General features: G+C 69.3%; 22 protein-coding genes. 9 read left to right on the top strand and 13 right to left on the bottom strand.

Annotation, left to right across the window (positions count from 1 at the left end):
- The first annotated feature begins 14 nt into the window (after positions 1-14).
- Complete coding sequence (locus FJ091_18265) at positions 15-848, top strand: enoyl-CoA hydratase/isomerase family protein (protein MBM4385301.1); 834 nt, start codon at positions 15-17, stop codon at positions 846-848.
- A 150-nt stretch (positions 849-998) separates the two neighbouring features.
- Positions 999-2975, top strand: coding sequence for a S9 family peptidase (locus tag FJ091_18260; protein ID MBM4385300.1), 1977 nt, complete (start codon positions 999-1001; stop codon positions 2973-2975).
- 51 nt (positions 2976-3026) lie between these two features.
- On the opposite strand, the gene FJ091_18255 is transcribed toward FJ091_18260, so the two are convergent.
- The 6 genes from FJ091_18255 to FJ091_18230 all read right to left on the bottom strand — a co-directional run bounded on the left by FJ091_18255 (position 3027) and on the right by FJ091_18230 (position 9041).
- Positions 3027-3884, bottom strand: a complete 858-nt coding sequence (locus FJ091_18255) for an NYN domain-containing protein (GenBank protein ID MBM4385299.1) — start codon at positions 3882-3884, stop codon at positions 3027-3029.
- Between the two features lie 110 nt (positions 3885-3994).
- Positions 3995-4519: a DNA adenine methylase gene (locus FJ091_18250; protein MBM4385298.1), complete on the bottom strand. Its 525-nt coding sequence runs from the start codon at positions 4517-4519 to the stop codon at positions 3995-3997.
- Positions 4520-4593: 74 nt separating this feature from the next.
- Entirely contained in the window at positions 4594-5823 is a 1230-nt protein-coding gene (locus FJ091_18245; protein MBM4385297.1) for a CoA transferase, read from the bottom strand.
- A complete protein-coding gene (locus FJ091_18240) occupies positions 5820-6902 on the bottom strand; it encodes a CoA transferase (protein ID MBM4385296.1) in 1083 nt (360 codons plus the stop codon). The genes FJ091_18245 and FJ091_18240 overlap by 4 nt, the downstream gene beginning before the upstream one ends.
- Positions 6903-6951: 49 nt before the next feature.
- Positions 6952-8112 (bottom strand): amidohydrolase, encoded by a 1161-nt coding sequence (locus FJ091_18235; protein ID MBM4385295.1) that lies wholly within the window; start codon positions 8110-8112, stop codon positions 6952-6954.
- Positions 8113-8270: 158 nt separating this feature from the next.
- Complete coding sequence (locus FJ091_18230; protein ID MBM4385294.1) at positions 8271-9041, bottom strand: class I SAM-dependent methyltransferase; 771 nt, start codon at positions 9039-9041, stop codon at positions 8271-8273.
- Positions 9042-9262: 221 nt separating this feature from the next.
- Between FJ091_18230 and FJ091_18225 the strand changes: the two genes are divergently transcribed.
- From FJ091_18225 to FJ091_18205, 5 genes are all read left to right on the top strand, one after another.
- The gene (locus FJ091_18225; GenBank protein ID MBM4385293.1) at positions 9263-9541 is read left to right on the top strand and encodes a hypothetical protein; all 279 of its coding nucleotides are present in this window, start codon (positions 9263-9265) and stop codon (positions 9539-9541) included.
- A 23-nt stretch (positions 9542-9564) separates the two neighbouring features.
- Complete coding sequence (locus FJ091_18220) at positions 9565-10053, top strand: hypothetical protein (GenBank protein ID MBM4385292.1); 489 nt, start codon at positions 9565-9567, stop codon at positions 10051-10053.
- 354 nt (positions 10054-10407) lie between these two features.
- Complete coding sequence (locus FJ091_18215) at positions 10408-11451, top strand: LLM class F420-dependent oxidoreductase (GenBank protein ID MBM4385291.1); 1044 nt, start codon at positions 10408-10410, stop codon at positions 11449-11451.
- A gap of 23 nt (positions 11452-11474) precedes the next feature.
- A complete protein-coding gene (locus FJ091_18210) occupies positions 11475-11816 on the top strand; it encodes a hypothetical protein (protein ID MBM4385290.1) in 342 nt (113 codons plus the stop codon).
- A 58-nt stretch (positions 11817-11874) separates the two neighbouring features.
- The gene (locus FJ091_18205) at positions 11875-12981 is read left to right on the top strand and encodes an amidohydrolase (protein ID MBM4385289.1); all 1107 of its coding nucleotides are present in this window, start codon (positions 11875-11877) and stop codon (positions 12979-12981) included.
- Between the two features lie 3 nt (positions 12982-12984).
- Here FJ091_18205 and lnt read toward each other — a convergent pair whose 3' ends face one another.
- Together lnt and FJ091_18195 are read right to left on the bottom strand one after the other, a co-directional pair.
- Positions 12985-14175 (bottom strand): apolipoprotein N-acyltransferase, encoded by a 1191-nt coding sequence (gene lnt / locus FJ091_18200; protein MBM4385288.1) that lies wholly within the window; start codon positions 14173-14175, stop codon positions 12985-12987.
- A 379-nt stretch (positions 14176-14554) separates the two neighbouring features.
- Positions 14555-15190, bottom strand: a complete 636-nt coding sequence (locus FJ091_18195; protein MBM4385287.1) for a hypothetical protein — start codon at positions 15188-15190, stop codon at positions 14555-14557.
- Positions 15191-15225: 35 nt separating this feature from the next.
- On the opposite strand from FJ091_18195, the gene FJ091_18190 reads away from it, so the two are divergent.
- Positions 15226-16080 carry a hypothetical protein gene (locus FJ091_18190; protein MBM4385286.1) on the top strand — a complete coding sequence of 285 codons (855 nt, stop codon included), beginning with the start codon at positions 15226-15228 and terminating at the stop codon, positions 16078-16080.
- 10 nt (positions 16081-16090) lie between these two features.
- On the opposite strand, the gene FJ091_18185 is transcribed toward FJ091_18190, so the two are convergent.
- From FJ091_18185 to FJ091_18165, 5 genes are all read right to left on the bottom strand, one after another.
- Complete coding sequence (locus FJ091_18185; GenBank protein MBM4385285.1) at positions 16091-16279, bottom strand: hypothetical protein; 189 nt, start codon at positions 16277-16279, stop codon at positions 16091-16093.
- On the bottom strand, positions 16251-16904 hold the full coding sequence (locus tag FJ091_18180) for a hypothetical protein (GenBank protein ID MBM4385284.1): 654 nt from the start codon (positions 16902-16904) through the stop codon (positions 16251-16253). The genes FJ091_18185 and FJ091_18180 overlap by 29 nt, the downstream gene beginning before the upstream one ends.
- A gap of 332 nt (positions 16905-17236) precedes the next feature.
- Entirely contained in the window at positions 17237-18127 is an 891-nt protein-coding gene (locus FJ091_18175; protein MBM4385283.1) for an alpha/beta hydrolase, read from the bottom strand.
- Between the two features lie 24 nt (positions 18128-18151).
- Positions 18152-19042 carry an alpha/beta hydrolase gene (locus FJ091_18170; GenBank protein ID MBM4385282.1) on the bottom strand — a complete coding sequence of 297 codons (891 nt, stop codon included), beginning with the start codon at positions 19040-19042 and terminating at the stop codon, positions 18152-18154.
- A gap of 8 nt (positions 19043-19050) precedes the next feature.
- Positions 19051-19476: a VOC family protein gene (locus FJ091_18165; protein ID MBM4385281.1), complete on the bottom strand. Its 426-nt coding sequence runs from the start codon at positions 19474-19476 to the stop codon at positions 19051-19053.
- A gap of 107 nt (positions 19477-19583) precedes the next feature.
- Between FJ091_18165 and FJ091_18160 the strand changes: the two genes are divergently transcribed.
- A complete protein-coding gene (locus tag FJ091_18160) occupies positions 19584-20333 on the top strand; it encodes an enoyl-CoA hydratase/isomerase family protein (protein MBM4385280.1) in 750 nt (249 codons plus the stop codon).
- The last annotated feature ends 73 nt before the right edge of the window (positions 20334-20406 follow it).

Genomic DNA, 20406 nt, shown 5'->3' with positions numbered 1-20406 from the left:
GCAAGGAGAGAAGCGTGTACGAGCAGATCCAGTACGACATCGATGGCAGCGCCGCAGTCATCCAGCTGAGCCGCCCCGACCGCCTCAATGCGCTCACGCACAAGATGCTGAGCGAGCTGCGCCACGCGATCGGCGCCGCAGAGGACGACGCGCGCGTGGTCGGCATCGTGCTGACGGGCGCGGGCCGCGGCTTCAGCGCGGGCATGGACGCGCAGGCGCTCGCGGCCGGCGCGCGCGGCGAGCGCACGCTCGGCGCGAACGACAACGAGCTCGACATCGAGCCGGGCGATCCCGCGATGGGCGCCGAGTTCTCGGTGACGTACGCGTACCTGCTGAAGGTGCGCAAGCCGATCATCGCCGCCGTGAACGGCCCCGTCGCAGGCCTCGGCCTCTCGATCGCGGCGCTCTGCGACTTGCGCTTCGCTTCGGAGACCGCGGTGTTCCGCACCGCCTTCGCGCAGCGCGGCCTGATCGCCGAGCACGGCGCGTCGTGGATCCTGCCGCGCTTGCTCGGCCCGTCCCGCGCGCTCGACATGATGTGGAGCCCGCGCAAGATCGACGCGAAGGAGGCGCTCGCGATGGGCCTCGTGAACCGCGTCGTGCCGGGCGCCGAGCTGCTGCGCGAGGCGAAGGCGTACGTCGAGGATCTCGCGACGTGGTCCTCGCCCGCCTCGATCATGAACATGAAGCAGCAGGTCTACCGCGCGCTGCAGCAGCCCCTCGATGTCGCGATGAACGAGGCGAACGCGCGCATGGCCGACAGCTTCAAGCGCAAGGACTTCGGCGAGGGCGTGAACAGCTTCCTGGAGGGCCGCAAGCCGGCATTCCCGCGAATCGGGAAGAGCTGAGCGCGCAACGAGGCGAAGCCGAGCGAAGTCGCGCAAACTGAGCGCGCTCGCGAAGGAATGCGCGCCTCCGCGAGTGCGGGTGTGAGAAGTTATTGGGGCCGAAGGAGGCTCCAGGTGTTGCTCGCAGGTCGTTCCCGGTATGGCGCGCGGTTGGCCCCAGCACTCGGCGCGTTGATCGCGCTCGCGGTCTCCGGCGAGGCGCAGGAGGCGTCGTCCGCACTCACGGTGCGGCAGCTCTTCTCGAACCCGAGCGTGACGAGCCCGGCGCTCTCCGACGACGGGCAGACGGTCGCGGTGATCGTGTCCAAGGGCGACCTCCAGTTCATCTTCACGAGACCGCTTGCGGGCGGCGCCATGAAAGCGGTCGCAAAGCTCGACGACCCGGACATCCGTCTGAACTGGCTCGAGTGGGCGAACTCGAAGCGGCTGCTGATGAGCGTGCATGCGCGCAATCCGAATGGAGTCGGGATGCGCAGCCGGGTGACTCGCCTCTATGGCGTCGACGCAGACGGCAAGAACTTCGGGTGGCTCGGCAAGCGTTGGCCGTATCTCGGGCAGATGAAGCTGCAGCCGTTCTATCAGGACCAGATCGTCCACTGGACGCCGGACGATCCGGACTATCTCCTGATTCAATTCGACTCGCCCTATCGCGACGAGTGGCCGCGCGTGCAGAAGATGAACGTTCAGACCGGCGCGTTGCGACCGCACCAAGGTGCGAAGTCGATGGTGCGCGAGTGGTTGGCGGACAAGGCTGGGGACATCCGCGCGGGCATCGCGTACCGCGAGGACAAGTACTACGAGCTGTGGACGCGCGTGGATCCGGAGGCGGACTTCGAGCTGACGATTCGGAAGGAAGCCTTCTCGCACGAAGAGGAGTTTCTCGGCTTCAGCGCCGAGGACCCGGGCAAGATCTACGTCAATCGCGACCTCGACGGTCGCACGGCGATCTACGAGTACGACCTGCGCGCCAAGAAGCTCGGTGAGCTCGTCTACGCGCACCCCGAGGTCGATGTTGACGGTCTCTTCCGCTCGCCAGCAGGCGACTGGCGGGTGCTCGGAATTCGCTACACGACGGACTCGCCGCAGATTCACTTCCTGGACGAGGCTGCAGAGCGAGAGCGCGCCGCACTCCATCGGGCGTTTGAGCAGGAGTTCGGGCAGGCAGTTCAGATTTATCCGCGGAGCTATTCGAAGGACGGCAACCGCCAGATCCTCCACGTCAGCGCAGACACCCAGCCTCCGACGTACTTCGCGTACGACCGCAAGCTGAAGCAGCTGTTTCCGCTCATCGACGAGCGCCCGGACATCCGCCGCGAGCAGCTCTCGGAGACGAAGCGCGTGACTTATCAGGCGCGGGACGGACTCGCGATTCCCGCGTACCTCACCCTTCCGCGCGGGCACGAGGCGAAGGACTTGCCGCTCGTCATGCTGATTCACGGCGGCCCGTGGGCGCGCGATCTGATTCAGTGGGACGCTGAAGTCCAGCTGTTCGCCAGCCGCGGCTTCGCCGTGCTGCAGCCGAACTTCCGCGGGTCCTCGGGCCTTGGCACCCCTCACCTCGAAGCGGGCTACCGCGAGTGGGGGCAGAAGATCCAAGACGACATCACGGACGGCGTGAAGTGGGCCGTCGCGCAGGGCTTCGCCGACGCGGATCGCGTGGGCATCTACGGCGGCAGCTTCGGCGGCTACGCGACGCTCGCTGGCCTCGCAAAGACACACGAGCTCTACCGAGCGGGAGCCGCTTACGCCTCGGTGACTGACATCGAGTTCCTGCTTCAAGACGATCAGTGGTACTCGTGGGGCTACGACTGGCACGAGACGATGGTCGGCGGCGAGAGGGGAGACAAAGAGCGGCTCCGAGCCGCATCGCCGCTACGCAACGTCGCACGCATTCGTGCGCCCGTATTGCTGGGGCACGGTGTCGACGACCAGCGCGTGCACGTACGTCAGTCGCAGCGCATGGCGGACGCGCTGAAACGCGATGGCAAGCAGTACGAGTACCTCGAGTTTCCCGACGAGATTCACGGCTTCGTGCTCGAGGCGAACCGCGTCCGCTGGTACGAGGCGCTGATCGCGTTCTTCGAGAAGAATCTCGCGCCGCGAGCGAAGCCCGCCGCCGCGAACTGAACGCTACTTCGCCCCCCTCGCTCGCTTCGCTACCGCGTCGTCTCCGCTCGCCTACTTCGCGCCCCTCGCTCGCTTCGCTTTCGCGAGGCGCACCTGGTAGTTGCCCCGCTTGTCGTCCCAGTCGAGCTCGACCACGGCCTTGTCCTCGGCGTCCTCCAGCAGCTCGGCGAAGTCGCGGTACCCGTAATAACTCTCGTTGAAGCCGGGGTGCACGCGCTTCAGCGTCTGCTTCACCATCGAGCCCCAGGGCGCTTCGTAGTTCTCGGCGAGCGCGGTCACGGTCTCGACCAGCCACTCCATCGCCTCGCCTCGCTTGTCCTCGCCCTTGTCACTCTTGTCGCTCTTGTCGCCCTTCGCCTCCTTGGCGTCGCGTGCGGGCGCCGCGGCTGCGGGTGCATGCGGCTTCGCCGCGGGCTTCGCGACGACCGGCGGCTTTGCGCGCACCAGGTCGTCGTAGTAGATGAACTCGTCGCAGCTCTGAATCAGCAGCTTCGACGACGACGCCTTCACGCCGACGCCGAGCACGCGCTTGTCGTTCTCCTTCAGCTTCGCCACGAGCGGCGAGAAGTCGCTGTCGCCCGTGAGCAGCGCGAACACGTCGATGTGCTGCTTCGCGTGACACAGCTCGAGCGCGTCGACCACCATGTGGATGTCGGCGCTGTTCTTGCCCGACATGCCGGTGTGCGGCACGTCGATCAGCTCCACGCCCTGCTGATGCAGCTCCTTCGTCGCGTCGCGGTAGCGCGTCCAGTCGCAGTAGGCGCGCTTGAACACGATGCGGCCGCGCTCCAGCAGGCGCCGCAGCACGACGTCGATGCGAAACGTCTCCTGGCCGCGCATGTCGCGCGCGCCGATCGCGAGGTTCTCGAAATCCACGAACACCGCGATGCGCGGCTCGTCGTTGGCCAAGTCAGCTCCTCATGCGAGCGCCGCGTTCAGCGCAGCGCGAACGCGCTCGGGATCCGAGCGCACCTGATAATCCGTGCTCTGGTCGATCCAGCGCACGCTGCCTCCCGCGTCTACGAGAATCGTCGTGGGAACTTCGCGCTCTTCAACAGATTCGCCGCGTTCTCAAAGTCACAACGCCGCGGATACTGACCTTGCTTTGTTCCGAACGGGACGTTGAACTCGCCCTTCAGATTCGTGCGGAAAATTCCGTTGAAACAGTTCCTATTCAGATATACGAGCCGCGCGGCTCGGTGGACTGCCGTACCCTGTCGCGTCGGGGTCTTGCGCACGCGGTAGTAGGTCGCGGAGTCGCGCGGGATTTCGTAGAGAGCCTCGGCGACTTCCAAGGGCTGGTGGCGAATCGTTCGATAGGTCTCAATTAGCCACGGGTTGAGGTCTCCTAGTATCGCAGCTCCGGGCTTGATTCGGAGGAAGAGGCACGCGGAGCCGACGAAGGGCTCGAGGTACCGATCGAAACGGTTGCTCCAGAACGATGCGAGCGTGTCGAGGTTTTTCCGCTTGCTCCCGGCCCAACGGAAGATTGGAACAACATCCCCATAGATCAGTCGCTGATCTTTCGGTCGGTGATTTTTCATTTGGCGACCACTCTGCGTGTTGTCGCCCTCGTGGCGATTTGCAGTTCTTAGCGACTCCCGCCGCGAACCTCCTCTCACCCCACCTTCGCCCCAATCGGCGCATCCCCGATCACCTGCGCTGCCTCCAGCTCCGCGAACTCCGCTTCGCTCACCCCTAACAATCCGCACAGGATCTCGCGGTTGTGCTCGCCGAACAGCGGCGCGTGGCGGCGCGGCTCGGGCTTCGCTTCTTCGAGCCGCCATGCGGACTTCGGCTGCGGCCACGGCTGCATCAGCGGATGCGGGAGGAAGCTCCACGACTCGCGCGCGAGCAGGTGCGGATCCCAGTGGATGTCGTGCGAGTTGAGCACGCGCGCGGCGGGGATTCGCTGCGCTTGCAGAGATTCCATCGCGCTCTGCGGGTCCACCCCGCGCGACCACGCGCTGATGCGCGCGTCGAGCTCGTCGTGACGCGCGCGGCGCTCCGCGAGCGTGAGGCCCGCGAGCTCGCTCGCGCCGATCGCGCCCGCAAGCGCGCGCCACTCGCCGTCGTCGCGCACGGAGATCGCGAGCCACTGGTCGTCGCCCGCGACGGGATAGACGCCCTGCGGCGCCCACACGGGGTGGCGGTTCCCATGATGAGTCGGCTGCTCGCCGCGCAGCGAAGCCTCCGCGAACTTCTCGCCCAGCATCTGCGACATCGTCTCGCGCTGCGCGAGGTCGATCCACGCGCCGCGCTTCGTGCGCCTGCGCTGAATCAGCGCGAGCACCACGGCGCTCACGGCCGCGAGGCCGCCGACGGGATCGCCGTAAGAGATGCCCGTCTTGTACGGGACGCCGTCGTCGCCGTAGCCGCTCGTCGAGCTCATGCCCGCCATCATCTCGACGATCGGGCCGAAGCCGACGAGGTCGCGCTCGGGGCCTGTCTTCCCGAAGCCCGCCATCGACACGAGCACGATGTCGGGCTTCGCGGCGCGCAGCACCTCGTAGCCGACGCCGAGCTTGTCCATCACCTCGGCGCGGTAGTTCTCGATCACGACGTCGCACTTCGCGATGAAGCGCAGGAACAGCTCGCGGCCCCGCGGCTGCGCGAGGTCGAGCGTCAGCGACTTCTTGTCGCGCGCGTAGTCGTTGAAGTACCAGCTCGCGTTCCACGGCGTCGGGTGATCGATCGGCAGCAGCGTGCGCACGTTGTCCCACGCGCGCGGCGACTCGATCTTCACCACCTCCGCGCCCATCTCCGCGAGCACGCGGGTTGCGTACGGGCCCGCCCACATCATCGTGAGATCGGCGATGCGTACGCCCTCGAGCGGAAGCCGCTTCATCGCGCGCCTCCCAGCCAATCTCGGAGCACCGCATCGGTGTCGGCGGCGGGCGCGGAGAGCTTGCCCGCGCGCCAGTCGATGCCGAGGAACATGCGGCCCGGCACGCGCGCGCGTCCCGCAGGCGTGTCGACTTCGTCGAAGAACGCGCGCTCGTTCAGCGAGGCGTTCCCCAACAAGTCGAGCGGCGTCATCACGGCGCCGATCGGCACTTTGTGCTTCGCGCCGAGCTCGACGAGCTCCGCCTTCGTGTGCGGCGCGAACCAGTCGCGCACCTTGTCGCCGAGGTCCTTGTCGTCCTTGATGCGCTCCATCGGGTCCATGTACTTCGGCTGCTGCAGCTCGGGGTCGCCGATCAGCGCATAGAGCGCCGGCACTTGGCGGTGGAGCGCGCACACGCCCGCGTAGCCGTCCTTCGCGGGATAGAGGCCCCAGATCGCGTTGGTGCGATTGCCGAGTCGCGGCGAGGGCACGCCGTCGACGCCGCTGCGCGGGCCGTACAGCTCGAGCATGCCGGCGGCGCACTCCTGCGCGCTGAGGTCGAGCCAGTCGCCCTCGCCTTGCAGCAGCGCACCGTAATGAGCCGTGAGCGTGGCGCCGAAGCCGTTCAGGCCGAGCAGCTTCCACGCCTGGTTGGCGCCGCTCTGCAGCGGCGGGCGCGTCTTGATCCCCGTGAGCGAGTGGATGCCGCCCGCCGCGTGCGCGACGAGATTCGTCGCCTCGTACTCGGCATACGGCCCGTGCTGCCCGAACGCGGTGAGCGAGGTGATCACGAGCGCGGGCTTCGCGGCGCGCAGGGCGTGCGGATCGAGGCCGCGCGCCGCGAGCGCGCCAGGCCGCCCGTCTTCAACGACCGCGTCCGCCTCGAGCGCGAGCGCGCGCAGCTGCGCGTCGCTGACCGCGATGCGCCGCTTGCCGGCGAGCAGCGCGGCTTCCTCGTCACCTGTCAGGGCTCCCGCAGCGCCTTCGCTGCGAATCACGTCCGCGCCGTAGCCCGCGAGGAAGCGGGTTGCGAACGCGGCCGCGACGCCGCCGCCGACCTCGAGCACGCGCATGCCGGAGAGGGGGAGTTCGTTGCTCATGGGAGCGCGAAGTTGGCACGAACGACGCGCGGCGGGCTAGCGGAGTTTGTCAGCTCGGCAGCGCGATCTTGTACAGCGCCGCGGCGTTGTCCTGCAGGATCTTGCGCTTGCGCGTCTCGCTCCAGCCCGCGCTGATCTCCGCGATGTGCTGCTGCACGTCGGGATACAGGCACGTCGGGTGCGGGAAGTCGGTCTCGAACAGCACGTTGTCTTCGCCGACTTGATCGATCAGCTTCGTCGGTGCGGTCTTCTCGAACCAGAAGCATCCGTAGATGTGGCGCTTGAAGTAGTCCGACGGCTTCATCTCGAGCGCCTGCTCGCCGTTCGAGCCCGTTTCGGACCACTCGTAGTCGAGCGATTCGAGCACGAACGGGATCCAGCCGATCCCGCTCTCGACGGACACGATCTTCAGCTTCTTGCAGCGATCAAACAGGCCGCTGTAGAGCAGATTCGAGATCACCCGCGAGTTCTCGATGAACAGCGCCGACGAGCCGAGCGCGAGGCGGCGCCGCTGCCCCATCGACGGCCACGACGCGCGGCCGAACATGTTGAACGAGGTCTCGCTCGCGCCGATGTGGAAGTTCACGGGCAGCTCGGCGTCGTCGCACGCTTCCCAGAACGGGAGCCACTCCGGCGATCCGAGGTCGGGCAGGCCGATCGAGTCGGGATCGCTGCACATCACGATGCCTTTCATCCCGAGTGACTTCGCGCGCCCGACCTCCTCGACGCACTGCGCGATGTTCCACCACGGCATCAGCGCCATGGGGAAGATGCGGCCGCTGCAGCTCGCCTGAATCTCCGCCATCGCCTCGTTGTAGATGCGCGCACACGCGAGCCGCAGCGCGTCGTCCTTCACCTTCATGAAGTTCTGGCTGCCGAAGCCTGCGACGTTGGGGTAGAGGATCTGCGCGTACAGCCCGAGCTGATCGAGGACGCCGACGCGCGCCTTCATGTCCCAGGACGCTTGGTGCACGTCCTCGATCTGCCAGGCGAAGAACTCCGGCCCGCGCGACTTCGCGCCGTCCTTGCGGATCACGCTCGACGGCGACGCGTGCGACAGCTCGATGTCGCCGTCGACGATCCACGCGCGCTTGTCGCCATTCTTCACCACGCGCGGCACGCGATCCTTCAGCGATGCGGGCGCGCGGCGCGTCCAGAGGTCGTGCGGCTCGCTGATGTGAGCGTCGACGTCGATGATCGAGAGGGCCATGGCGTGCTCCTTCGTCCGTGATGACGTGCGCAGTTGGTAGCGCGCCCGCGCTCCTGACCACCGAGGTGGCCATCGGTGCCAGGCACCGATGGCCACGCGCCGAGCGTGCGGGGGTTGGCCATCCGTGCCTGGCACGGATGGCCAGCCGGGGCCCGAGTTCACGTCGCGGCGCGACGAACCCCCGCGAAGATCTTGCCGCGCCACGGGTCCGAGACGGTGCGCGCCTCGAGCCCGCACTCGCGCATCAGCGCGAGCCAGGTCGCCTCGGAGAAGAGGCCCTGCGTCTGCACGTCGAGCTCCGTGCGCACGCTGCCGTCGCGCTCGCGCAGCGTGAACGCGTACGCGACCTGATAAGTCGTGTCGCTCGGATCCGAATCCCAGCACCACTCGAGGTATCGAAGCCCGCGGCCGTCAGGCGCGTCCTCTCCGCCGTGATCCGTGCCGCCATCCGCGTGCGAAGCGCCCGCGTCCTCGTCCGCGGTGTGCTGCCCGAAGCTCTCGCGCGTGCAGTCCGGCGCGAGCAGCACGAGCCCGCCTGCGCGGCAGTGCAGCGCGGCGGTCGCGATCGTGGCGCGCAGGTCGGCCTCCGTGGTCGCGTACATGATCGCGTCGTGCACGAGCACCGCGTCGAACTCGCGCGCGAGGCGCAGCGTGCGCATGTCGCCCTCCAGCACCTCGCACTCGGGATTCTCCGCGCGACACACCGCGAGCATCTGCGGCGACACGTCCGTGAGCGTGAGCGCGAAGTCGCGCTTCAGATTCGACGCGAGGCTGCCGCCGCCGCAGCCGAGCTCGAGCAGCGTGCGCGGCCGCGGGCGGTGGCGCCGGAGCAGCGCGCGGAAGTACGCGGCTTCCTCGACGTAGTGCGCGGGCGGCGAGAGCAGCGGCCACCAGTGCGCGAGCTCGGAGTACATGCGGAGGTGGGGCATCGTGTGCGGCTCACTTCGCTCGGTTCACTACCGCGCTTTCGCCCTCTCCCGAGTTGGGGTTCGCGTGCTGGCAGCGGGGGCAGTTCATCGCAGCTCCGCGCGCAGCGAGGTCCGTCGTGTGCCGCCGCTCGATGCGCACTCTACTCCGCCCGAATCGCCGTCGACTCGCGCAAGTCGCGGGTGCTGCGTCGTCGCAACGGGGCCGCGTTACGCTGCCCGCGATGGAGTACGCGTCCTTCCCCGGCGGCGACCTGATCGAGCGCGGGATCGCCGACCTTGCGTGCGGCGTCCGCTCTGCGCAAGCGCTGCTCGTCGCGATCGGCGAGCCGCGGCTTCGCGAGCTGGGAGTCGAGGTGCCTGCGCACTCCCACGCGGCGCCCGAGCACGCGCTCTACGATCTGATCGCCGAGACCGCGGGAGACGGCGCGCACTCGCAGTACAACGCGCTGATCCGCCGCCTCGTGAGCTTCGAGCGAGCGCTCGCGTGCGCCGCCCAGTAGACGCCGCGCGCGTGCGCGAGTTCATGCGCGCGCTCGGCCGCGAGGCGGACCGCGAAGGGCGCGCCTACTTGGTCGGCGGCTCGACGGCCGTGCTCGTCGGCTGGCGGCAGAGCACCGTCGACATCGACCTCAAGCTCGAGCCCGAGTCGGATCGGTTGTTGCGGGCGATCGCCGAGCTGAAGGAGCGGCTCGACGTGAACCTCGAGCTGGCGGCGCCCGACCAGTTCATTCCCGAGCTGCCGGGCTGGCGCGATCGCAGCCCCTGGGTCGCGCGCGAGGGCAAGCTCGACTTCCACCACTACGACCCGTACGCCCAGGCGCTCGCGAAGCTCGAGCGCGGACATACACAAGACCGGGCGGACGTCGCGGAGATGATCGCGCGCGAGCTGATCGTGCCGAGTGAGTTGTTGCGCCGCTTCGAGGAGATCGAGCCGCTCCTCTTTCGCTTCCCCGCGATCGATCCCGCTTCGTTCAGGCGCGCCGTCGAGGCGGTGACGCGCGAGTCGCGGTGATCCCGCGCCGGGCGATCTCGCCGGCTTGGCGACAGGGCGGTCCATCGCTTCCTTGAACTCCGGTACGGAGGCGCCCAATCGGTTGATCGGCCGGAGCTTCGCGTTGATGTCGCCGCTCTGGATGCGATCCCAGGAGTCGTAGAACGAGATGAGCTCCTCCAAGAAGTACTGCTCGACTACGCGAGCGTCACGACGACCGCGAGCGCTCCGACCCACTCCCCGATCGCACCGATCGCGTCCCAGTTCAGCGAAGCTCCTGCGTTTGCTCCCGCGCAGCACAAGCCGCGGTGACCGTCGTTCTCGCGTTCTTTCCCGTGCCATACTCCGCGCTTCCCGCAAACGAAGGAGATCCCCGTGAAGCTCGGACTCACCGCCGCCGCGTTCGGCCCCGAGGCGAAGCTCAACCTCGACTTCATCAAGCTCGCCGAATCGCTCGGCTTCGACTCGGCCTGGACCGCCGAGGCCTACGGCAACGACGCCGTAACAACTGCCACCTGGATCCTCGCGAACACGACCAAGCTGAAGGTCGGCACCGCGATCATGCAGATTCCCGCGCGCACGCCGGCGATGACGGCGATGACCGCGATGACGCTCGACAATCTCTCGGGCGGGCGCTTCATCCTCGGCCTCGGCCCATCGGGCCCGCAGGTGGTCGAGGGCTGGCACGGCGTGCCCTACGGCAAGCCGCTCACGCGTTCGCGCGAGACGATCGCGATCGTGCGCCAGATCCTCGCGCGCGAGAAGCCGCTCGAGTTCCACGGCAGCGAGTACAACATCCCGGCGACCGGCCCTAACACTTCGGGCCTCGGCAAGCCGCTGAAGAGCATTCTGCACGGCAACCCGAATCTGAAGATCTACACCGCGTCGATCGGGCCGGCGGGTCTCAAGATGGCGGCCGAGTGCGCGGACGGCGTGTTCCCGATGATGGTGATCCCGGAGAAGTTCGCGTCGGTGCAGCTGCCCGCGCTCGAGGAAGGCTTCAAGGCGGCGGGCGGCGGCAAGTCGCTCGCGAACTTCGATGTCGTGCCGGGCGTGAGCGTCGTGATCAACGACGACCTGCAGAAGGCGCGCGACTCCGTAAAGCCTGGCACCGCGCTCTACGTGGGCGGCATGGGTGCGCGCGGCAAGAACTTCTACAACGACCACGCGAAGCGGCTCGGCTTCGAAGAGGCCGCGGTGAAGATCCAAGATCTCTACCTCGCGGGGAAGCGCGCGGAGGCGATCGCCGCCGTGCCCGACGAGATGATCGACGCCGTCGCGCTCGTGGGCTCGAAGGCGCGCATCAAGGATCGCCTGCAGGCGTGGAAGGAAGCGGGCAAGAAGGGCCATGTGCACACGATGCAGATCGGCACGGGCCAGCCCGAAGCGCTGAAGCTGCTCGCCGAGGAAATGCTCTAGCAACGCGAGGCGCGCGAACGAACGTGGCGGAAGAGAAGAAGGAAGAGGCGGCGCCGCTCGACTACAAGGCGCTGCGGCTGATGAACGTGGCGCAGCTTCGCCACGCCGCGAAGACGACGCCGGGCATGCACGGCGCCGAGTCGATGGACCGCGAGCGCTTGCTCGCGGAGATCTGCAAGCGCCGACAGATCGCGGTGCTGGATCTGAGCGGAGACGTCGACGTGATGCGCTCCGAGACGAAGCAGCGCCTGCGCGACCTGCAGAGCGAGCGCGAGGCGGCGGAGGCCAAGGGCGACTCCGCCGCGCTCGCGCGCATTCGCGCCGAGGTGCACAAGGCGAAGGGCAAGCTGCGGCGCGCGAAGTAGCGGGGCCAGACGTCGCGCCGCGGAGACTCGACTCGATCGAACTCTGAGGAGAACCGCGATGACGAGCACCGTTCTCTCCGCCGACTCGCACGTGGTCGAGCCGGCCGATCTGTGGACCGCGCGCATCGACGCGACGTATCGCGACCGCGCACCGCGCGTCGTGAAGCGGGCCGCGAATCTTCCCGAGGGCGACTGGTTCATCTGCGAGAACCTGCGCCCGTTCCCCGTGTCGGGCTTCGCGGTCGCAGGCGTCGATCCCACGAAGTTCGGCGAGCGCATGATGGCGGGTTACCCAGGTGTCAGGCCCGGCGCATGGGATCCCGTGCAGCGCCTCGAGGACCAAGACGTCGACGGCGTCTCGGGCGAAGTGATCTACCCGAGCCTCGCGATGATGCTCTACGGGATCAAGGACGCGGGTCTGCGCGCTGCGAGCTTCCGCGCCTATAACAACTGGCTCGCGGAGTTCTGCGGCGTCGCGCCGAGGCGGCTCGCGGGCGTGGCTCTGGTGCCGATGGACGACGTGGCCGAGGCCGCCGCCGAGATTCAGCGAGCCGCGAAGCTCGGCCTGCGCGGCGGTCTCATCTGGGGCGCGCCGCCTGCCTCGCGGCCGTACGAGTCGAACGAGTGGGACCCGCTTTGGGCCGCAGCGCAGGACACGCGCCTGCCGCTCTCGCTGCACATCCTCACGGGCGCCGACGGCACGGGCATGGAAGGCGCGAGCCTGATGAAGACGTACCCCTCGCTGCCGCACCGCATGGAGCGCTCGATCTCGGACATCATCTTCGGCGGCGCGATGCACCGCTTCCCGGGGCTGCGCATCGTGAGCGCCGAGAACGACATCGGCTGGATCCCGCACTTCCTCCAGCGCCTCGACCACTCCTACCACAATTACCGCTCGCTCGAGACCGGCTTCGTCATCCCGGAGAAGCCGAGCTTCTACTTCAAGCGCCAAGTCGCGGCGACGTTCCAAGACGATCGCGTGGGCGTGGTGACGCGCGAGTTCGTGGGCGCCGACAACCTGATGTGGGCGAGCGATTTCCCGCACAGCGACTCGACCTGGCCGAACTCGCGCGAGGTGATCGCACGGGACTTCGAGGGCGTGCCCGCCGCCGAGGTCGCACGCATCACGCGCGACAACTGCGCGCGCATGTACGGGATCGGCTGAACCTCAGCGCTTCCTCCGCGCCGCCCACGCGCACGCCGCGATCGCGAGCACGCCCGCCGCGCGCGGAAGTGCGTCGCCGATGCGCGAGTACGGAGTGGCGTACCCGCCTAACAACGGTGCTTCCACCGCGAGCACGCCGCGCTCGTTCACGGCGAGGCGCTGCTCGATCGCGCCGCGCGGGGAGATCAGCGCGCTGAAACCTGTGTTCGTGGCGCGCAGCTGCGCGCGTCCCGTCTCGATCGAGCGGAAAGCGGCGACGAGCAGGTGCAGGCGCGGGCCGCCCGCGTGCGAGAACCACGAGTCGTTGCTGAGCGTGACGAAGAGATCCGCGCCGTCGCGCGCGAGCGTCCGCGCGAGGCTCGGATCGAGCGCGTCGTAACAGATCAGCGGGCCAGCGCGGAGCGTGCGGCCATCCGACAGCGAGAGGTCGATCACGCGCGCACCCTCGCCTGCGCGCCAGGCACCGAGCCAAGGCAGCGCCTCGCGCAGCCACGGCGAGTCGAGCCAATCCGGAACGCGCTCGGTGAGCGGAAACGGCGCGGCCTTGCGGTACGCGTCGAAGCTCACGCGCCCCGCGCCGCTCGCTTCGAGGAAGATCGCGGCGTTGTACTCGCCGCCGGCGTCCGCGTCGTGGCTGCCGAACACGAGCGGCACCCCGCTCTGCGCCGCGAACGCTGCGATCGCGCGATCGAAGGCGGCGCCGTCCGCGGACTTCGGCGAGCCGAACGTGGTCGGGTACACCGTCTCCGGCCACACGACGAGATCGGCCGGTGTGCGCGCGAGCGCCTCCGCGCTGAGCGCGAAGTGCGTCTCCAGCACGAGCGCCACCGTCTCGAATTCGCCGAGCTCGCGCGCGAGCTCGCCGTAGCGCGCGAAGTTCGCCTGCACGAGCAGCGCGTGAACGCGCGGTGCGCTCGCCTCGGCGCCCTTCAGCGAGAGACCGCGCCACGCTCCGTGGGCTGCGAGCGTCGCGACGAGCGCGGTGCCGAGCGCGAGCGCGCGCCACGCATGCCGCCGGCGCGCGCGGAATGACGCGAGTGCCGCGAGCGCGCACTCGTTCACGAGCAGCACGACGAGCGTGAGCCCGGGCACACCCGCGAGGTCCGCGCCTTGGCGCAGCGCCGCAGACGGGTGCAGCCGAGCCCGAGCGAGTCGCCCAACAGCTTCGGCAGCGCGTGCTCCGTGAAGATCCACGCGCTCGCGCTGGCGAGCGCCACGAACGCGGAGCCCGCGCCGCGCGTGCGCAGCCACGAGCGCACCACGACGAACACGAACGTCTGCGGCTGCAGCAGCGGCGCGAGCACGAGCAGCGCGCACCAGCCGAGCCATGCCGGTGCGCTCGTGTACTCGGCTATCGCCGCTGCGAACCAGCCGAGCACGAGCCCTGTGAACGCCACGCTGAAGGCGAGCGCGAGGCCGAGCGCGCCTGACGAGCTGTGCGCGCGCTCCAGCATCGCGAGCCACGGCACGAGCGCGACGAACAGCAGCGCAGGCCCGAACGCGGGCAGCTCTGCGCACAGCGCGAGCGCGGCGCAGCTCGCGAGCGTGGCAGCGAGCGCGAGCAGTGCGCGCGTCAGGGCGCGCCCTCTTCGACGCGAGGAGGCGGCGGCACGAGCATCTCGATCGCGAGGCCGGGCGGCGCAAGCTCGGCGGGCACGACGCGATTCTCGGGAAGCGGCACGGGCTGACCGCGCGCATCGAGCAGCTCGTAGTCGGGGTGAAACATCAGGATCGCGGGCATCGGCTGGCCGTCGTCGGTGACTTGGTAGTGGCGCAGGTAGCCCTCGGGCAGCGGGAAGTCGTCCGGCACGACGATCCCGATCTTCACCGGATCGGTGCCCGGCGGCGGAAAGAGGCCGATGCCGCTCGGCGCGAGGCCTTGCTGCACAGCGGACTCCGCCGCGAGTTGTTGGGGAGACGGCGCTGTGGCTGCGGGTCCGGCGGAGCCCGCGTTCACCGCGGCAGGCGCGGCGCCGCTGTCGCTCCTCGCTGAGCTTCTCAGCGACACGGCGCCGGCGCGATCGCCGTTCGCAGGCGCTCGCTCGGGCGCCGCACTTTGCGTTTCGTCGCCGCGCGGAATCGCGACGACCGCGATCACACCCGCGCAGATCGCGCCGGCACACGCGAGCCACGCCCGCTTCGGCCACGCGCGCCCGCTCGGCGTGACCACGACACCGTCCGCATCTCGCTCTGACGCACGCTCCGCCATCGGACCTCACCGCGCCGCGCGCGAGCATACGAGAGATGTCACCGCCGCCTTCGTTCGAGCTCTTCGCGCTGCCGCCCGCGGCGCGCAGCGCCGCGGCGGTGCTGCGGGGCTTCTCGCGCGGCGCGCTCTTGCTGCTGCTCGTGGCGCTCGTGCGCGCGAGCGATCCGCCGCTCACGCCGCTCGCGCTCGCCGAGGGCCTCGCGCTGTTCGCGCTGGCGCCCGAGCTCGCGGCGCGCGCGTTGTTGCGGGCGTACGCCGCGCGCGCAGTCGTTACGGGCGCGCAGCTCATGATCGAGCGCAGCGATCTCGCACTGCGCATTCCGCTCTCGAGCATCGCGTCGGCGCACGCGGCACTCGTGCCGCTTCCGCTGCCGAACCTCACGCTCACGCTGCGCTCCGGCGCGCGCGCCCCCGTGCGACTCGCGCTGCCGAATCCGCACGCGCTGCTGGACGCCCTCGCCGGCGCCGGCTGCGAAGCCGCGCGCGATGCGCTCGCGAGCCTGCCCGTGCGCTTCGCCGCGGCGCGCGCCGCGTTTGGCCGCCCGTGGTGGACGCGCTGGCCCGCGCGCATCGCCGCCTTCGCGCTGCTGCCCGGCTTCGTCGGCTTCAACGCGCACCAGCACATCGCCTTCGGCGCGTTGCTCGGCGAGTACTACGTCTCGGGCCTGCGCGCTTGGCTGCTCAGCGCGAGCGTGCACTACGCAACGGCTGCGCTGTACCTCGTGCTTTGGAGCGCGCTCTGGCGCGCCGTGTGCGAGGGCGTCGCGCTGATCGGCGCGCAGCGCTCCGCGGCGAGCGCCGTGCGTACGCGCGGACTCGGCGAGCACGTCACGGGCGCGATCTACTACGCCAGCGTGCCCTCGATGATTGCGCTGCGCTTTCTCGCGTAGCCGGCGCGGCTCATCTCCCCGTCTTCTGGTACTCGAGCACGCGCTGCGCGAGCTGACGCGCCAGTCGATCGAGCTTTCGCTGAATACTCATGTCGCGCCGGCGCGCCTGCGCTTCGGCCATCCGAAACATCGCGTCTCGAAGCGTTCGCTCGAGCTTGCGCCCGTCCTCACTACGCAACAGTTCGAGCAGCGCCGTCATCTGCGCCTCGTCGGAGTAAGCGCGCTCGAACACTGCGGCGTACTCCGCGACTGCGTCCTCCACGGTCCACGCCGCGAGTGCTTCGTCGAGTGCAGTGCGCGCGGACCTTGAGGCGTGTGTTCGCGTGGGCGTAAGTGTTGATCGCCGCCATCGCGAGGTCCTGATAAGTCGTGCAGTTCGCGAGCGCGGTGTTCAGCGGGGCGTAGTTGCAGGTGCCGCTCTGGCCGGCGAACGAGCTGCGCGCCTGCAGGCCGTCGTTGCCGCACATCTCGAACGTGACGACGCGCGTGTCCGTCGTCTGCATGTAGGAGCGCTCGGCGACGATCTTGTTGTTGTAGATGTCGCTCGCGACGGCGCCCGACTTCGCGCGGCGCACGACCTGGATGTCGGAGTTCCAGAGCTGCGAGAGGTACTCGCCGTCGACGTGCGGGCCGGCCCGCTTCGCGGCGCGCGAGAGCGATCCGTAGTAACCGGCGTAGATCGAGTCGCCGTAGGCGGTGACGCGGTACTTCGCAGTCGTGCCCGAGCGGTCGATCGTCCACGACACGTTCTGCGTGAGCGTGTTGGCGAGCGTGGAGCTCGCGAGGAGCGCGGCGAGCGAGAACGCGAACAGCGAGCGCAGCATGCGGAGTCCTCCTGCGGCGCAGTGTGAGCCGTGGTCGGTCTGCGCAGCAAGGAAAATGTTAGGCAGACCGCGTGACGCGAAGTCGGCTCGATCTGGGACGCGGAACTCGATGGCGACGACCCAGAGCTGCTCGAGGTCGCCGGCCGCCGGCGGCGAACTGCGCGAGGCCCGAACTGACGACGGAGTGCGGCACGCCCTCGGCGTCGCACGCGATCGCAGTCGCGATCCTGGTAAGCACTGCCGCCTGCGAACGGCCAATGCAGCCCGGGGTCCTCGACGGGCGCGTCGCACGCGACGACGGCGCTCGCGAGCGCAGCGCAGAGCGCGTCGCGTCAGCGTCGCGCCGCCTCCGCCTTCTTCGTGTGCGCCGCGATCGCGTCACTGATGCGCACGAACAGCTGCTGCGGAATGTCGTGGCCCATGCCCTCGATCTCGAGCAGCTGCGCGCCCGGGATCGACTTCGCGGTGTCGCGCCCGCCTTCCACGGGCACGAGCGCATCGGCGACGCCGTGAATCACGAGCGTCGGCGCCGTCACCGCCGCGAGCCGCGGCGCGCGATTGCCGTGCGCCATGATCGCCGCCATCTGCCGCATCGTGCCGATCGGCGTGAAGGCGCGGTCGAACATCATGCCCGCGCGCTCGCGCAGGCGCGCCTCGTTCGGCGGAAACGCGGGGCTGCCGATCACCTTGCTCGCCGCGACGCTCGCTTCGATGTTGCTCGCGCGATCGAGCGGTCGCGGCGTCATCAGCACCGCCATCGCCTCGGGCTTCGCGGGCGGAAGCGCGGGGTTGCCCGTGCTCGACATGATCGAGACGAGACTGCGCGTCTTCGCGACGTGCCGGTACGCGACCGTCTGCGCGATCATGCCGCCCATCGAGGCGCCCACGACGTGCGCGCTGTCGATGCGCAGCGCGCCTAGCAAGCCGGCCGCGTCGTCGGCCATGTCGTCGAGCGTGTAGGCCACTCCGCTGCGGTCCGCGCCCGGCGTCATGATCTTCAGCATGTCGGGCATGCCTTTGTCGTCGAACTTCGTGGAGAGCCCGACGTCGCGGTTGTCGAAGCGCACGACGTAGTGGCCGCGCTCCGCGAGCATCCCGCAGAACTCCTCGTCCCACAGCACCATCTGCGCGCCGAGGCCCATGATCAGCAGCAGCGGCGCGTCGCTCGCGCGGCCGAAGGTGTCGTACTCGAGCTGGATTCCGTTGGCGCGAGCTTGGGGCATGACGATCTCCGTTCGTGGAAGTTGTTACTGGCGGCGCGCTTCGGCCTTGGCCGTGTGCGCGGCGACGCGGTCCGCGAGGGCGGTCCAGAGCGCGGGCGGGATGCCGTGGCCGAGGCCCTCGATCTCCCACAGCTCGGCGCCGGGGATCGACCGCGCCGTGTCGCGCCCGCCCTCGACCGGCACGAGCGGATCCGCGGTGCCGTGGATCACGAGCGTCGGCGCGGTGATCGCAGCGAGTCGCGGCGCGCGGTTGCCGTGCGCGGTGACTGCGGCGAGATGGCGCGCGCCGGCGACGGGCGTGAACGAGCGGTCGAACATGCGCGTGTGCCGCTCGCGCAGGTACTCGGGGTCGAGCGGATAGCCTGGCCCGCTCGTCACCTGCGACGCGCGCACCGCCGCCTCGATCGCACCCGCGCGGTCGCTCGGGCGCGGCGCCATCAGCACCGCCATGGCCTCGGGCTTCGCGGGCGGCAGCTTCGGGTTGCCCGTGCTCGAGTAGAGCGAGATCAGGCTGCGCGTCTTCGCCGCGTGCCGGTAGGCGACGGTCTGCGCGATCATGCCGCCCATCGACGCGCCGAAGACGTGAGCGCTCGCGAGCCCGAGCGCTCCCAACAAGCCCGCCGCATCGTCCGCCATGTCGTCGAGCGTGTACGGCACGCCGCTGCGGTCGGCCCCGGGCTGCATCAGCTTCGCGAGATCGGGCACGCCCTCGTGGTCGAACTTGGTCGAGAGCCCGACGTCGCGGTTGTCGAAGCGAATCACGAACTGCCCGCGCGCCGCGAGCGCTTCACAGAAGCGCTCGTCCCACTGCAGCATCTGCGCGCCGAGGCCCATGATCAGCAGCAGCGGCCGGTCGCCCTCGCTTCCGAACGTGTCGTACTCGAGCTCGATTCCGTTCGACTTCGCGCGCGGCACGGCAGCTCCTACTTGTTACGAATCAGCTCGACGCGAGCTCCGTCCGGGTCTTCCACGAACAGCAGCTCGACCGCGTCGTTCTCCGCGTGCGTCGCGGGCAGCAGCTTCCCGCCGCACGCGACGAGGTGCGAAGCGGCGGACGCAACGTCGTCCACGTAGAGGGAGACGTGCGTGAGCCCGAGCTGATTGCGGCGCGTGGGCGGCGCGCCGATCGCGCCCGGCGAGCGGTACGCGAGCAGCTCGATCGCGAGCGCGTCCTTGCGAATGAACTGCGAGATGCAGTCGACGCGCCCCTCCACTTCGAGCGCGGCGCCGAACTCGTCGCCGATCTCGAAGCGCTCGGCGACAGCGAATCCGAGACCGTCGCACCAAAAGCGCAGCGAGCGCGCGAGATCGTGCACGCACAGGCCGAAGTGCGAGGGGGTGAAGCGCATGAAGGGAGGGACGGTAGGGGAGCTGACCGCTCCGTCGCGAGCCGTAGCCGCGTGCGGCGCGTAGGCAACGCGGGCTACCCCTCGCGATCTCGCGAGAGGAGCCCCGCATGCCCGTCACCACCGAGCGCCGCGGCCGCGTGCTGATCGCGCGCCTCGACCGGCCCGAGAAGCGCAACGCGATGAACGGCGAGATGACGCGCGGGCTCGACGCCGCGATGAACGCGCTCGAGGACGACGCCGAGCTGTGGGTCGGAGTGCTCACCGGCATGGGCGGCGTCTTTTCTGCAGGCAGCGACCTGCGCGACGCCAACAACAACTCGACCGGGCGCGGAGGCCCGTATGGCGTCGTGCGACGCGCGCGCACCAAGCCACTGATCGCGGCGTGCGAGGGCCTCGCGTTCGGCGGCGGCTTCGAGATGGTGCTTGCCTGCGACCTCGTCGTCGCCTCGCGCAGCGCCAGCTTCGCGCTGCCCGAAGTGAAGCGCGGCGTGTTCGCGCTCTACGGCGGCCCGCACCGCGCGGCGCACGCGCTGCCGCTCAACGTCGCGCGCGAGCTCTCCCTCACCGGCGACGCGCTCGGCGCAGAGCGCGCCGAACGCCTGGGCCTCGTGAACGTGTTGTGCGAGCCAGGCCGCGCCGTCGACGAAGCCTGCACGCTCGCCGCGCGCATCTGTGCGAACAGCCCCGTCTCCGTGCGGCAGAGCTTGCGCGCGATCAACGAGGCGCTCGAAGCCGGCGACGCGCGAGCGTGGGAAATCAGCGCGGATGCGTCGCGCATCGTGCGCGCGAGCGAGGACACGCGGGAAGGAGTTGCCGCGTTCTTCGAGAAGCGGGAGCCGCGCTGGAAGGGGCGGTGAGTGGCGAGGAGGCTTCCCGATGCTCCATGCTGCCCCGAGTCGGAGGTGAACTCGTGCGCCTCGCTGTGCTCGC

Source organism: Deltaproteobacteria bacterium (assembly GCA_016875395.1).
Classification (GTDB): Bacteria; Myxococcota_A; UBA9160; order UBA9160; family UBA6930; genus VGRF01.
This window is presented reverse-complemented; position numbering and strand designations above follow the sequence as displayed.

Bases quoted from the DNA above. Each gene is read 5' to 3' on its own strand.
- FJ091_18250 (MBM4385298.1), bottom strand. From the start codon at position 4,519: ATGAAAAATCACCGACCGAAAGATCAGCGACTGATCTATGGGGATGTT.
- FJ091_18245 (MBM4385297.1), bottom strand. From the start codon at position 5,823: ATGAAGCGGCTTCCGCTCGAGGGCGTACGCATCGCCGATCTCACGATG.
- FJ091_18240 (MBM4385296.1), bottom strand. From the start codon at position 6,902: ATGAGCAACGAACTCCCCCTCTCCGGCATGCGCGTGCTCGAGGTCGGC.
- FJ091_18235 (MBM4385295.1), bottom strand. From the start codon at position 8,112: ATGGCCCTCTCGATCATCGACGTCGACGCTCACATCAGCGAGCCGCAC.
- FJ091_18230 (MBM4385294.1), bottom strand. From the start codon at position 9,041: ATGCCCCACCTCCGCATGTACTCCGAGCTCGCGCACTGGTGGCCGCTG.
- FJ091_18225 (MBM4385293.1), top strand. From the start codon at position 9,263: ATGGAGTACGCGTCCTTCCCCGGCGGCGACCTGATCGAGCGCGGGATC.
- FJ091_18220 (MBM4385292.1), top strand. From the start codon at position 9,565: ATGCGCGCGCTCGGCCGCGAGGCGGACCGCGAAGGGCGCGCCTACTTG.
- FJ091_18205 (MBM4385289.1), top strand. From the start codon at position 11,875: ATGACGAGCACCGTTCTCTCCGCCGACTCGCACGTGGTCGAGCCGGCC.
- FJ091_18195 (MBM4385287.1), bottom strand. From the start codon at position 15,190: ATGGCGGAGCGTGCGTCAGAGCGAGATGCGGACGGTGTCGTGGTCACG.
- FJ091_18190 (MBM4385286.1), top strand. From the start codon at position 15,226: ATGTCACCGCCGCCTTCGTTCGAGCTCTTCGCGCTGCCGCCCGCGGCG.
- FJ091_18185 (MBM4385285.1), bottom strand. From the start codon at position 16,279: ATGACGGCGCTGCTCGAACTGTTGCGTAGTGAGGACGGGCGCAAGCTC.
- FJ091_18180 (MBM4385284.1), bottom strand. From the start codon at position 16,904: ATGCTGCGCTCGCTGTTCGCGTTCTCGCTCGCCGCGCTCCTCGCGAGC.
- FJ091_18175 (MBM4385283.1), bottom strand. From the start codon at position 18,127: ATGCCCCAAGCTCGCGCCAACGGAATCCAGCTCGAGTACGACACCTTC.
- FJ091_18165 (MBM4385281.1), bottom strand. From the start codon at position 19,476: ATGCGCTTCACCCCCTCGCACTTCGGCCTGTGCGTGCACGATCTCGCG.
- FJ091_18160 (MBM4385280.1), top strand. From the start codon at position 19,584: ATGCCCGTCACCACCGAGCGCCGCGGCCGCGTGCTGATCGCGCGCCTC.